Raw genomic sequence first — 12081 nt, forward strand, 5'->3', positions numbered from 1 at the left:
CCGCTTCCCGGATCACGCCGCTGCGGCTCGTCTGCCGCGTTTGAGCGAAGGCGTCGAGGTCTTCGACCAAGGGATCGGGCAGATGGCTGCTGAAGTTCACGCAGGCCTCCGCGACAGTGACATTTTAGATCGCGTTGGGCATGAAACGCACTTCCGGCTAGAATGAGCCCATGCCACAGGCAGAACGCATCAAAGAAACTCTTGGCTGGCTCAAGATTGTCTTCGGCGCACTGGTCGCCGTTGATGTGTCCCTGGTCGCCTGGTTGGCATAAAACGCCGTTGAGGCCAACATGGTAATGTTAGCTGTCGTCGCCGGATCGGCCTTCTATATCTTGTTGGGGGCTATATTCGTACTGGATTCGTAGATGGAGTAGATTTTATGCAAAAGCAACTTACAGCTATCATTGAGCGTGAGGGAGATGGCTATGTTTCGCTCTGCCCTGAGCTGGATATTGCGAGCCAGGGTGGGACTATTGAAGAGGCGCGCGACAACCTTCGAGAGGCTCTTGAGCTATTCTTTGAATCCGCTTCGCCTGACGAGATCAAGCAACGTTTCCACGAGGAAGTGTACGTAACGCGGGTGCCCGTTGCCGTTGGGTAAATTGAGAACTCTTTCCGGGAAAGAGGTATGCGCTATTCTCAACCGGCATGAATTCGTGGAAGTGCGTCAGCGGGGTAGCCACATCGTGATGCAGAGAAAGCTGCCGGGCACAACGATAACGGTGCCGGTGCCAAATCATCCCGAGCTCCGCATAGGCACGCTTCAGTCCATCATTCGTCGGTCCGGCGTACCGCGCAACGAGTTCGAGTCATGAGGTGGCGCCCAACACGAATGAGGGGGACAGACCACGATATATCGATGCCAATAGCGTACCTGCTGCGACGCCTAAACAAATATATCGTGGTCTGTCCCCTAATTCCCGTGCGCACGAAACAAGAAAGTGGACTGCCATCTGCGTGCAACGCTACCCTGACTGTCCTGTCCGGTTCGTGGCTTTTAGGCGGGATTCCTTAACACTCTCAGCGCCTCGTCCACCCACTGGAGGTAGAAGGGAAAGAAAGCCTCACCTGTCTCTATCCGGTTTCTCAAATTTTCTAGATGGGGAGTGAGTTCTCTTAAGCGCAACTCCTTTGCGACTCTTACGGCGAGCATCGTTCGAGGCTCATTCGTGATCAATAACCAGTCCCGTAGTACTTCTACGAGAGTATCTTTCTCTTTTGCCGCAGCCGACCGCGCGTGAGCGAGAACATGGGCCCCAAGATACTCTCCGGACTTCAGAGAACCGGGGTCCTCCAGGTCGCTTTCGAAATCTAGTAGTATGCTTTCTTTGGACATTAGGTACCTATCGCACTATTTCAATTGCGTCTGGCGGGACAGCGTGCGGGAATACCACCTCTGTACCACCGCCAGGAATATTAAAGCTTCTTCCAACCTGTGAACCTTCAGGGATGTCGATCCTCATTTGCCGCAGTGTACCGACATCAATCTCCAATAAGTGACTTGGTAAGCCACGATTAGGTGGTAATGCAAGGTCAACTTGGGCTTGCAGTGGACTCAGATTTCCATCAGGGGTCGTAAAAACGTTTCCTGATCCGCCCGGCTTTAACCCTTCCACAGCTATCTTCGAAGGATCCGCGCCAGTGTAATGGGTAAAGCTTGTCAGGTATCTTCCCTGCATTATTGATGAGACCAAAGCCCGCGGGCAAGATCGGCACGGCGGTCGCCAAGGCGTCATAGGCGAGGCCGAGTCCGTTAGCGAATGAGGGATCGTTGCCGAAAGCATTAGCGCTTAGGCCGAGGCTGATGACATCGAGTGCGGTTTCGGCCGCCCGCCCGTCCGGGTCAACGTATTTGTAGGGGTTGTTATTCGCGTAGGCGTAGCGGTTGAAGCTCTGGGGGTTCTGGGGGTCGAACCCGGCGGGATCGATGGCAAGGAAGCGCCCAATCCGGGGGTCGTACCAGCGGGCGCCGAAGTTCTGGATCCCGAGATCGGGCTCCTCGAACTTGCCGGTGTAGCCGGGCTCGTTCGGGGCGGCTGGGCCGATAGGCTGCCCGTAAGGCGTATGCGACTTGCGCCACACGACGCGGCCTTGCTCATCGGTCGCGACGATGGGCGAGCCCAAGGCATCGTTGTGGTAGTGGACGACTCGCTCGACCCCCTGAGTTTCCAGGGTCAAGAGTACGAGGAGGAGGGCGGTTATAGAACGCATCATTCCGTGAGGCATCGGCGTCTCCTTACGATTTTATGCTTGACAGGATTGACATCACCGGCCGCATCGACGGCGCAGGAAGCCATCGGGACCGGTGCGGGCGAGTCATCGGCACGATGAAGGGATCACTTGAGAGCCGCCAGTCGGAGGTGGGCCTTGCCGGGCAAGCGGCGGCTCAGGCAAGCGCGTATAGGAGTTCCCGGATGCGATGGCCGCGCGCGTGCGCGCGCTGCTCGTACCGCGTGAGCGGCCGCCAGCGCGGACGTGGCGCGTAGACGGCCCGGCCGGCGAGGTTCACGAATCCGCCGTCTTCGTCCATGACCTGGACGATATGCCGCGCATAATCTTCCCAGTCGGTCGCCAGGAAAACGCGCGCGTGCGAGCAGAGCTTCCGGCGCAGCATGGCCACGAATTCCGGATCCATCAGACGGCGTTTATGATGGCGCTTCTTCGGCCAGGGATCGGGAAAGAATACATACACACCGGCGAGGCTTTGATCGCTTACCTGATATTCAATGACGCTGGCCGCATCCCCGCACAGAATGCGTACGTTCGCCAGCTTGCGTTCAGCAAGCCCGCGCAACAGCCGCCCGAGCCCCGGGCGGTAAACCTCGACGCCGAGGTAGTCATTCTCCGGATGCTCGCTCGCCAATGCGATCAAGACTTCGCCCGCGCCGCAGCCGATTTCCAGATAGCGTTCGGCGTCGCGGCCGAAGATGGCGCTAAAATCGAGCGGTTCCGCGCCAGGCCCGATGCAGAAGCGCTCGGACCACACGGCCAGAGCCTGCTGTTGCGCCTCGGTGATGCGCCCTTCACGGCGCACATAGCTGCGGATTGAACGGCGGGGCGGGGGGACCGAGGGCGCGGCGGCGGGATCGATAACTTCGGCCATCGTCGCGGCCTCAGAGCTTGTGAAGAAATCGTAGCGAGCAAGCCCGCCCGCGAGGCGCACGGCGCACAGGACCGTTTCGCCGGGAGCGAAACGGCGCATCTGCCCCGAAGGGGCGAACCTCAAGGACGAGGCGAGCAACCGCAGTGTATGTGGAAATACATGAGGATTCCGAGCACCGCGCAACGAAGCGGGCGGGCTGCGCAGTAGATTTATTCATAAGCTCCTAGCGCGGGCTTACGCCCGCAACCCAAGTTGAAACGGCGTCGCTTCCCGGTGTACGTAGGTGGTGCCAACCAACCCGCGCTTCGAGGAGGACGCCATGACACAATTCATAGCGCGTTACCGACCGTTTGTCACCGCCGCCCTGTCCGCCATCCGCCAAACCAGCCTCAAACGCCTCATCGGTACCCATCCCGCTCCCGCATAATCTGCGCGCGGCGCGAGGAAATCGAGAAGTAGAAGATTAGGGGATTTCGTCAAGCAAAGGCGGCAGTTCCTTGGCCAAGCTATTTTTCTCGGAGACGGCGGTTCCGGTGAGGGCAAAGCCGGCCAAGGATTTATCCGGTCCATGAAATAGGGCGCGCAGACCGCTTCCCAGATCGTCAACCTGCCAGGCGCCGTCTACTTCCGCGGCCGGGGGCGCGACCACCACCGGATAGGCCGTGGTTTTAACGACAATTGGCATTGCCGGATAGGTGAGCCGTGCGGGTTCACCGCAGAGCGTCTTGGCCAATGCGCGCGCGGCATGCATGATGGGCATCACGAAGGGTAGGACTAGTCCCTCGACTTCGGCGCAATCACCGAGGGCGTAAACGTCCGGGGCGTTGGTGGCCAGGTAGCGATCGATGACGATGCCTCGCTTGACCGCGATCCCAGCGCGTTCGGCCAGGCCAGTACGCGGCCGCAAGCCGACCGATGACAAAACCGCATCGACACTGAGGACCCGATGATCGGATAGCGTCACCGCGAGATTTCCCGCGGCGTAATCAACCGAGCTGACGACCTGACCCAGATGCCAAGCAACGCCCAAGGCATCCGTAAGCGCTTTTTGTAGCGTCCGGCCCGCGGCTTCGGGTAGAAACCGGCTTAATGGATAGGGCGCGGGATCGATCACCTCGACCGTGATTCCGCCACGGTGCAGATCATTGGCAAATTCACACCCGATCAGTCCCGCGCCCATGATCGCAACCCGCCGCACGCCTTGAACGGCAGTACGAAACTTGGTGTAATCGATGAGATCGTTGACGGACATGATTCGGCCTTGGGCGGTTCCCGGGACGGCGAGCCGAATCGGATCGGCGCCTAGGGCGAAAACGAGCTTTTGGTATTCAAGAGCTTGACCGCCGGTGCTGACAGTGTGGGCAGCCGGATCGACCGCTGTTACAGTCGTCCATGGGCGCACTTCCGCGTTCAATTGCTTGGCCATCGCCGCCGCGCCGGCGTTGGCGATAGCTTCGGGGGTTTTACCGCTGGTGTAGGCGTTCGATAACATGGTTTGGAATAATACCGGCCGTCATCGGCGCTGATGAGGACGAGTGCTCGATCCGGATCCAGCTTGCGGACCTCACGGGCGAGCGAATAGCCGCCGAGACCGGTTCCCATGATCACGAGCGGTGGCATACCCTCAGGCGGCTTCTACCATTTCAAAATCCGATTTGGCGGCGCCGCAATCCGGGCAAACCCAGGTATCGGGTATGTCCTTCCAGCGCGTGCCGGGCGCGATGCCGCCCTCGGGCAGACCATTGGCCTCATCGTAGATAAAACCACAAACAATGCACTGCCATTTTTTCATTGACGGTCCCGGTGTTCGATATTGTTCGGAAGCATGTTCGCCGTGTCGAACTAAATTCTACCAAGGCAGTCGAAAAATCGGTTAGCCTCCTTTACTTGTAGGTGCTGCCCATGCGAACGATACCTCTTTATGCTCTACTTACGCCGCTGCTGAGCGCGTGTCAGAGCAGTGTTCCGCTCGAGATCCGCGAGCCGGCGTTCCCGCCCTTGAGCGCCGTCGAGGTGCAGGCCAATCCCAAGCCCTACGCGGGCAAGCCTATTCGATGGGGCGGAACGATTGTCGCCGTCGAGAATAAATCCAATGATACCTGGATCGAGATCCTGAATCAGGAATTGGATGAGGAGGGCCGTCCGCGGCGGACAGACCTATCGTATGGGCGATTCCTGGCAAGCGCGGGGAGTTTTCTCGATCCGGCGGTATACCGCGCCGGGCGCCAGCTTACGGTCTACGGCGTGTTGGAGCCTCCCGTGAACCGCGCTATCGGCGAACGTCCGTACACCTACCCGATGGTCCGCGCACAAAAGCTGTACCTGTGGCCGGACTACAGGGAGTATTGGCGTAACCGGCCTTATCGATACGATCCATTCTATTACCCTTACTATCCCTATTATCCGTACTGGCATCGCTTCCACTTCGGGATCCATCACGGGTGGTGACCCGCGGCGGCGGGCTCGGGTACGCCGCCACGCTTAGCCGGGCGAGCGATGAACGTTTCGGGGAGCGTGCCGCTATGTATTGCCATGCCCAGCAGGTCCCATCCACCCCAGCCCGCCGTGGATTTATCGGTCGAGGGGCGCTTCCTTGCAATTAACCGCGCCCGCTTACTGCGTATTCGGGAGCTGTTGTCGCCAGAGCAGAGCCGCTTCGTGGACACCCTCCCGGTGTTGTTTCACCTCAATGATTCGGCATTGCCCGGGTTTGTGAGCACGCAGACGCCCGCGGGTATCCGGGAATATTCTCCCACCTGGATCGATCTCGACGTCGCGGAGCAAATGACCGGCGCGGATCACATCCGCCCGGTGTTCATGGGATCCCTCGACATTGTCGGAATCTACCTATTGGGAAGCACGGGTACGATTGCCCATTCCATGCACAGTGATTTTGATATCTGGATCTGCCATGCTCCCGATCTCGATGAGCCGCGCGTGGAGCAACTGCGCCGGAAAGCCGGGTCCGTCTCGCGGTGGGCCAAAAAACTCGGTCTCGACGCTCACTTCTTTGTTTTTTCCCCCGAGCGGTTCCGCGGCGGTGAGCGTCCGCAGCTTTCCACGGACAGCAGCGGCAGCACGCAACGCTTTTTGCTACTGGATGAATTTTACCGCTCGGCCGTCATCGCGGCCGGATTACCGCCCGTTTGGTGGCTGACGCCGCTCGATGAGCAAGGCGATTATGCGCGCTGCATCGAAAGAATATACCTGCAATCGCCGGAACGCCGCGGCCAATACGTGGATTTCGGAAGCGTTGCGCAAATTCCCGCCGCGGAATTTTCGGGCGCGACGCTATGGCAGTTGTACAAGAGCCTAACCTCGCCTCACAAGTCCATCCTCAAGCTATTGCTGCTCGAGGCTTACGTGGGCAGTTATCCATCCTATGATTTGCTGAGCCTGCGATACAAACGGGCCGTTTGCGCCGGGATGGTCGATCTGGACACCTTGGACCCTTATCTTTTTATGTACCGGCGCGTGGAGGCGTATTTGATTGAGCGGCAGGACTGGCAGCGGTTGGAGGTTGCGCGCCGTTGTCTGTGCTTGAAAGTAGGGGATGCATGGAGCCCACGGAATGGCGGCGGCTGGCGCCGCCGCTGTCTCGAGACCCTCTTCAGCGCATGGGGGTGGGACGCAGACCAGGTGAGCCGGCTTTGCGACCGGGATAACATGTCCCTCGACACGATATACGGCGAGCGGCGCGAGTTGTTCAAGGCGCTTGCAACGAGCTTTACCGTCTTAGCGGAATTCGCGCGGCCTTATGCCGGAGGCGCTGGTATCGCGCGGCGTGACCTAGCGGTGTTGAGCAAACGCTTTCATGGGGCCTATGATCGGACGGCGAACAAGCTCGATATCTTCAATCGCGGTACCGGCGCCGACCTGCGCGCACGGCACATCTGCTTGCATGCGCGTCCGGGCGGGAATACGCCCGAATGGGCGCTGCTCCGAGGTGCGCCGGCCGCGAGCGGTGACGCTACACCCATCAAAACAACTTTCGGGTTAGTGGAGATACTCGCCTGGAGCCACTTTAACGGCATTATCGATGGGGAGACCGAGATCTCCGTGGTCGCGCCGGACCCGCAATCCGCGTTGCAGCGCGTAGACGCCATTCGACAAATCCTCGGCAAGTATTTTTCGATCACTGATTGTCATGGCGAAGAGGAAGGCGACGCGCGCGCAAACCCGCGCGTGACGCGCGCTGTTTTTTTTCTTGAACCGGGGCGGGCGTTGGCACATGAAATACCGGGCGATTTAGAGCGGCTCAAAATCCACGGCCCGGAATCCGTCGATCTCGTATTCACTACGAGTTGGGGTGAGTTGTACTGCCACCATTATGTAGACGAGCAGCGCCAAGGCAAGGCGCTGTTCGATAGTCTGCGTGAATATTTGCGTGCGTGTTCAGCGTCCGGTGACGCGAGCTGGCCCAAAATCAAGGTTTGCCTGGTTTCGAATCCGGGTGAGAATGCCGCCGCCGGCGCGATGGAAAGATTCATCGACAACGTATCGTTTGCATCGGACCGCGGCCGCCTGGATGTGGTTTCCGCGCTCCGGGCGGTCTGTTAGGATACGTCCCGCGTAAAAAAAACAACCTGCCGATACATCCAAACTACCGCGTGCGGAGCGGGTCATTCATTCGATGCACTCATCCTCGCCACAGCCAGACTTCGAGAACGTCCTTGGGCGCGCTGAACGCATCCTCGCGCGGCTCGAAAAGCTCATCCCGGCCGATCCCGAGGAGACGGCGTGGGATCACGCCACGGCGTTTCATTGGCGGAAGCTCGGCGCTTGGGGCATTGTGAGCGCCGTTCGTTATGCCTCCTCGGTGCGGCTTGATGATCTGCAATGCATCGATCGGCAGAAGACCGAGATCGAACGCAACACACGGCAATTTATGGATCGCCTCCCGGCGAATCACACCTTGCTTTGGGGTCCGCGCGGCACCGGCAAGTCGTCGCTGATTAAAGCGGTGTTTAATGCTTTCGAGTCCAAGGGGCTGCGATTAATCGAGATTGGCAAGCAGGACCTCGGCGATTTACCGCGGATCTATGACCGGATCTTCAATCGTCCGGAGAGGTTTATCTTATATTGCGACGACCTCTCCTTCGAAGCCAACGACTCGGCCTATAAAATCCTTAAAATAGCTATTGATGGATCGATGAGTAGTGTTCCGGACAATGCGTTAATTTATGCCACCTCCAATCGCCGGCACTTAATGCCGGAATACTTGGATGAGAATCTGAGTGCCCGTAACGTCGCGGGCGAGATCCATCAGACGGAAGGGGTAGAGGAAAAAATAGCGCTCTCGGAACGATTCGGATTATGGTTGGCGTTCCATCCTTTTCAGCAAGAGGAATACCTTAAAATCGTGTTCTATTGGCTGGCGCGCTTCGGAGCCGAGGTCACGGATCACGAGCTGGTTCGGCCGGAGGCCTTGCGGTGGGCCCTGCTGCGCGGTTCGAGGAGCGGGCGCGCCGGTTATCAATTCGCCCGCGACTGGGCCGGACGGTGTGGTCTTGAACGAAAGGACTAAAGCGACGCCGGGCATCAAGTTATGAGCACGAGCCGGGACGAAATACGCAAAGTCGTCGCGCACGCCGAGCGGCTTTTCTCACCCGAGGACGTGGATGCCGCCGTCGATCGAATGGCCGCGGAAATGAACGCGGCGCTTGCGGAAAAAGACCCGTTGCTGCTATGTGTGATGACCGGAGGCGTCGTGCCGACGGGGCTGTTGTTACCTCGATTGCGCTTTTCCTTGGAGTTGGATTACCTGCACGTATCTCGCTACCAGGGGCAAACCTCGGGCGGTGAAATCGAGTGGCTGCGGCGCCCCCATTGCCTGCTTAGCGGCCGCGTCGTGGTGGTGGTCGATGATGTCTTGGATGAGGGATTCACGTTGTCCGCGATCCTCAAAGCTTGCAAACGGGACGGCGCGGCGGAAGCCTTAACGGCGGTTCTAATCGCCAAGCGTTTGCAGCGTTGCGCCGGCATGCCGAGCCCGAACTTTGTCGGATTGGAGACGGATGAGCGTTATCTCTTCGGCTACGGCATGGACTATAAAAACTACCTGCGCAACGCGCCCGGCATCTTCGCGGTGAGCGCATGAGCCGCCTGGCAATCATCGGCGGTTCCGGCCTGCGTAGCCTGAACGGGTTGGAAATCCTACGCCGGGAGGTAAAGCAAACCCCGTACGGCGAGCCCTCGAGCCCGCTCGTTCACGGCCTGTTATGCGGTAAGGAGATCGTGTTTATGGTGCGCCACGGCGTTTCTCACGCGATCCCGCCGCACCGCGTCAACTACCGCGCCAATCTTTGGGCCTTGAAAGACATCGGTATAGAAAAGCTCATCAGCATTGCGGCGGTCGGTGGTATAACTTCCGAATTGATCCCAAGCCGAATCGCGTTTCCCGACCAAATCATCGATTACACCTGGTCGCGCGCAAACACTTTTTTTGAAGACGGCATTGACCAGGTAACACATATCGATTTTACCCATCCCTACTGTGAGAAGTTGCGCCAAGCATTGATTCGCGCTGCGGGGCAGGCCGGGATAGAGGCACGGGCCAGCGGAACCTATGGGGCCACGCAAGGGCCGCGGCTAGAGACCGCCGCCGAGATCGACCGCATAGAGCGCGACGGCTGTGACATGGTCGGCATGACCGGGATGCCCGAAGCCGCGTTGGCGCGCGAGCTTGAGCTTTGCTATGCAACCTGTGCTGTCGTCGCGAACCGGGCCGCGGGCCGAGGCCGGGAGCCGCTGTCGATGAAAGTCATTGAGGCAAACCTCAAAGTCGGGATAATGCAAGTGCAGCGCCTTCTGGAACATGTGGTTCCCATGGTTTAGAGGGATCGAAACTCAATCTTTAGAAACCGATATGTACAAATCATTTTACAAGCTCACGGGCAAACCGTTTGGGTTAAGTCCTAATCCCAAGATGTTTTTTAGCAGCCACAGTCATAAACGTGCGCTGTCCTACCTCTTATACGGGGTTAAACAGGGCGATGGCTTCATTGTCATTACCGGCGATGTCGGTACCGGTAAGACCACATTGGTGGGGGCACTGGAAGCGATGCTCCAGGGCTACCAAATTGTCATCGGGAGGATCGTTTCCACGCAGGTCGAAGCCGAGGATCTATTACGCGTCGCCGCCGCCGAATTCGGCCTGGCTTACAAGTCCGAGTCCAAGGCGGTGCTATTGAAAAGCTTGGAAGAGTTCTTCCGGGATTGCGCACAGCAGGGGAAACGGGTATTGCTTTTGGTCGATGAGGCACAGAATCTGCCGCCGCGCTCGGTTGAAGAGCTGCGCATGCTGTCCAACTTCCAACATAACGGCCGGCCCTTGGTGCAGACCTTTCTCCTCGGTCAAAAGGAATTTAGGTTGTTGCTACGGTCTCCCAGTTTCGTGCAGCTCCGGCAACGGGTGATCGCCGCGTATCATCTAAAACCCTTGGATACCGAGGAGACGCAGGCCTACATCGAGCACAGACTGCGTTTGGTCGGGTGGAATCAAGACCCGGTTTTCGTGCAAGACGCGTTTCCGCTGATACACCGCATCACCCAAGGCGTGCCGCGCAAGATCAATATGCTCTGCGATCGGATCCTCTTGTTCGGTTGCCTGGAAGAAAAGCATCTCATTAATGCCGAAGTACTAAAGGCGGTGACCGATGATCTCAGCCAAGAAGATCTCCTCATGACAGCGGATGATCAATCCGCGCGTGAAGTTACGGCAGATGCTGGGATGTTACCTCTTCGATCGGACCTAGGCAACGCGAGTGAAGAGGGCCGGATCGCGGTGCTGGAAACGTCGCTGCAAACCCTTGGGAGCATGGTCAAGCGAGAATTGAGCATGCTACGAAAAGCCATAGTGGACACCCAAACGAGCCGTTTGAAAACCGATCCCGTCCCCATGGAAACGCGCTTGCAAAAGGTTCAGACGGGCGCAGAAAAAGAATAACTACGTTGGCAAGTTAGCGGCGCCAGTGTCCCGACTTGCCGCCCAATTTTTCAAGTAAGCGTACGCCCGAGATGGTCATGCCGCGGTCCACGGATTTGCACATGTCATAGACGGTCAGCAACGCCACCTGAACAGCAGTCAACGCCTCCATCTCAACGCCGGTCCGGGCGCTCGTTTCTACCTTCGCCTCGCACCTCGCCGCGCCTGCCTTGGCATCGAGGAAAAAACTGATTTCGATGTGTGTCAGAGGAAGCGGGTGGCACAGCGGGATCAGATCCGCGGTTTTTTTAGCCGCCATGATCCCGGCGATTCTTGCGATGCCGAGGACGTCCCCTTTCTTGTGGAGACCTTGCTGAACCATCGTCAGCGTTTCCCGATTCATCGCGAGGGTCCCTTCGGCGATGGCGATCCGGTGGGTCACTGTTTTAGCCGCGATGTCCACCATCCGGGCTTCCCCGTGGCGATTAAAATGCGAGAGTTTCGACATGGTGCTTAGTCAAGGGTTGTCCGTACTATACTGTTACGGCGGCCGTTGAGGAAGCCGTCATCACGAGCCTGTGGTTGGATATCATGGGATTCGAGCAACGTGATGCCTGTGGCAAGAAGGAGAACAAAGGTGCCGATCACAGTCAAATTCTTCGCGAGCCTGAGGGAACGCCTCGGGCGCAGCGAAGATCGCGTGCAGGCCGCGCCGGGCATGACGGTCCAAGATGTCTGGATGCGCGTGAGCCACGGTTTGCCACTACCCGCGAGTATTCTAATCGCCGTTAACCAGGACTATGCGACTCTCGCGGCGCCGGTCCATGACGGAGACGAAGTGGCGTTTTTCCCGCCGATCACGGGCGGCTGTCCGCGCCCGGTTGTCACAGAAGTCAGGAGATGCTTTTTAAGGCACGATGCGGTCAATAGTCACGGCGATCGGTGCGCTCGGTGGTTCCGTGAGCGAGATGGCGTTCGGCGTGTATCCCTCGAGATCGCCGCGCTGGGCGCGCGCTTCACCCGAAAGGGAGGCGCGGGCACCGACCACGAC

General features: G+C 58.6%; 13 protein-coding genes and 2 pseudogenes. 9 read left to right on the forward strand and 6 right to left on the reverse strand.

What is annotated here, in order from left to right:
• Window positions 1-379: 379 nt before the first annotated feature.
• Together M3436_15775 and M3436_15780 are read left to right on the forward strand one after the other, a co-directional pair.
• Complete coding sequence (locus M3436_15775) at window positions 380-601, forward strand: type II toxin-antitoxin system HicB family antitoxin (protein ID MDQ3565511.1); 222 nt, start codon at window positions 380-382, stop codon at window positions 599-601.
• Window positions 594-815 carry a type II toxin-antitoxin system HicA family toxin gene (locus M3436_15780; protein ID MDQ3565512.1) on the forward strand — a complete coding sequence of 74 codons (222 nt, stop codon included), beginning with the start codon at window positions 594-596 and terminating at the stop codon, window positions 813-815. The genes M3436_15775 and M3436_15780 overlap by 8 nt, the downstream gene beginning before the upstream one ends.
• 182 nt (window positions 816-997) lie before the next feature.
• Here M3436_15780 and M3436_15785 read toward each other — a convergent pair whose 3' ends face one another.
• The 5 genes and pseudogenes from M3436_15785 to M3436_15805 all read right to left on the reverse strand — a co-directional run bounded on the left by M3436_15785 (window position 998) and on the right by M3436_15805 (window position 4895).
• Window positions 998-1336 carry a hypothetical protein gene (locus M3436_15785; GenBank protein ID MDQ3565513.1) on the reverse strand — a complete coding sequence of 113 codons (339 nt, stop codon included), beginning with the start codon at window positions 1334-1336 and terminating at the stop codon, window positions 998-1000.
• 230 nt (window positions 1337-1566) lie between these two features.
• Window positions 1567-2226 (reverse strand): RHS domain-containing protein, encoded by a 660-nt coding sequence (locus M3436_15790; protein MDQ3565514.1) that lies wholly within the window; start codon window positions 2224-2226, stop codon window positions 1567-1569.
• A 160-nt stretch (window positions 2227-2386) separates the two neighbouring features.
• Window positions 2387-3202, reverse strand: coding sequence for a tRNA (guanosine(46)-N7)-methyltransferase TrmB (trmB, locus tag M3436_15795; GenBank protein ID MDQ3565515.1), 816 nt, complete (start codon window positions 3200-3202; stop codon window positions 2387-2389).
• Window positions 3203-3566: 364 nt separating this feature from the next.
• Window positions 3567-4723: pseudogene (locus M3436_15800) on the reverse strand (FAD-dependent oxidoreductase).
• A 4-nt stretch (window positions 4724-4727) separates the two neighbouring features.
• Window positions 4728-4895: a rubredoxin gene (locus M3436_15805; protein MDQ3565516.1), complete on the reverse strand. Its 168-nt coding sequence runs from the start codon at window positions 4893-4895 to the stop codon at window positions 4728-4730.
• Between the two features lie 110 nt (window positions 4896-5005).
• On the opposite strand from M3436_15805, the gene M3436_15810 reads away from it, so the two are divergent.
• The 6 genes from M3436_15810 to M3436_15835 all read left to right on the forward strand — a co-directional run bounded on the left by M3436_15810 (window position 5006) and on the right by M3436_15835 (window position 11051).
• Entirely contained in the window at window positions 5006-5551 is a 546-nt protein-coding gene (locus M3436_15810) for a Slp family lipoprotein (protein ID MDQ3565517.1), read from the forward strand.
• Window positions 5552-5668: 117 nt separating this feature from the next.
• Entirely contained in the window at window positions 5669-7663 is a 1995-nt protein-coding gene (locus tag M3436_15815; protein MDQ3565518.1) for a class I adenylate cyclase, read from the forward strand.
• 73 nt (window positions 7664-7736) lie between these two features.
• Window positions 7737-8630: an ATP-binding protein gene (locus tag M3436_15820; protein MDQ3565519.1), complete on the forward strand. Its 894-nt coding sequence runs from the start codon at window positions 7737-7739 to the stop codon at window positions 8628-8630.
• 21 nt (window positions 8631-8651) lie between these two features.
• Window positions 8652-9203, forward strand: a complete 552-nt coding sequence (locus M3436_15825; GenBank protein ID MDQ3565520.1) for a hypoxanthine-guanine phosphoribosyltransferase — start codon at window positions 8652-8654, stop codon at window positions 9201-9203.
• Entirely contained in the window at window positions 9200-9940 is a 741-nt protein-coding gene (locus M3436_15830; GenBank protein ID MDQ3565521.1) for an S-methyl-5'-thioinosine phosphorylase, read from the forward strand. Before M3436_15825 ends, M3436_15830 begins: the two co-directional genes overlap by 4 nt.
• Before the next feature lie 31 nt (window positions 9941-9971).
• On the forward strand, window positions 9972-11051 hold the full coding sequence (locus tag M3436_15835; GenBank protein MDQ3565522.1) for an XrtA-associated ATPase: 1080 nt from the start codon (window positions 9972-9974) through the stop codon (window positions 11049-11051).
• A gap of 13 nt (window positions 11052-11064) precedes the next feature.
• Here M3436_15835 and moaC read toward each other — a convergent pair whose 3' ends face one another.
• Complete coding sequence (moaC, locus tag M3436_15840) at window positions 11065-11538, reverse strand: cyclic pyranopterin monophosphate synthase MoaC (protein MDQ3565523.1); 474 nt, start codon at window positions 11536-11538, stop codon at window positions 11065-11067.
• A 129-nt stretch (window positions 11539-11667) separates the two neighbouring features.
• Here moaC and M3436_15845 point away from each other — a divergent pair.
• A pseudogene (locus M3436_15845) lies at window positions 11668-11898 on the forward strand (MoaD/ThiS family protein).
• The last annotated feature ends 183 nt before the right edge of the window (window positions 11899-12081 follow it).

It is taken from the genome of Pseudomonadota bacterium (assembly GCA_030859565.1).
GTDB lineage: Bacteria > Pseudomonadota > Gammaproteobacteria > JACCXJ01 > JACCXJ01 > USCg-Taylor.

Excerpts from the sequence above, each read along its gene's own strand:
- M3436_15775 (MDQ3565511.1), top strand. The coding sequence starts at position 380 with ATGCAAAAGCAACTTACAGCTATCATTGAGCGTGAGGGAGATGGCTAT.
- M3436_15785 (MDQ3565513.1), bottom strand. The coding sequence starts at position 1,336 with ATGTCCAAAGAAAGCATACTACTAGATTTCGAAAGCGACCTGGAGGAC.
- M3436_15790 (MDQ3565514.1), bottom strand. The coding sequence starts at position 2,226 with ATGCCTCACGGAATGATGCGTTCTATAACCGCCCTCCTCCTCGTACTC.
- trmB (MDQ3565515.1), bottom strand. The coding sequence starts at position 3,202 with ATGCGCCGTTTCGCTCCCGGCGAAACGGTCCTGTGCGCCGTGCGCCTC.
- M3436_15805 (MDQ3565516.1), bottom strand. The coding sequence starts at position 4,895 with ATGAAAAAATGGCAGTGCATTGTTTGTGGTTTTATCTACGATGAGGCC.
- M3436_15810 (MDQ3565517.1), top strand. The coding sequence starts at position 5,006 with ATGCGAACGATACCTCTTTATGCTCTACTTACGCCGCTGCTGAGCGCG.
- M3436_15820 (MDQ3565519.1), top strand. The coding sequence starts at position 7,737 with ATGCACTCATCCTCGCCACAGCCAGACTTCGAGAACGTCCTTGGGCGC.
- M3436_15825 (MDQ3565520.1), top strand. The coding sequence starts at position 8,652 with ATGAGCACGAGCCGGGACGAAATACGCAAAGTCGTCGCGCACGCCGAG.
- M3436_15830 (MDQ3565521.1), top strand. The coding sequence starts at position 9,200 with ATGAGCCGCCTGGCAATCATCGGCGGTTCCGGCCTGCGTAGCCTGAAC.
- M3436_15835 (MDQ3565522.1), top strand. The coding sequence starts at position 9,972 with ATGTACAAATCATTTTACAAGCTCACGGGCAAACCGTTTGGGTTAAGT.
- moaC (MDQ3565523.1), bottom strand. The coding sequence starts at position 11,538 with ATGTCGAAACTCTCGCATTTTAATCGCCACGGGGAAGCCCGGATGGTG.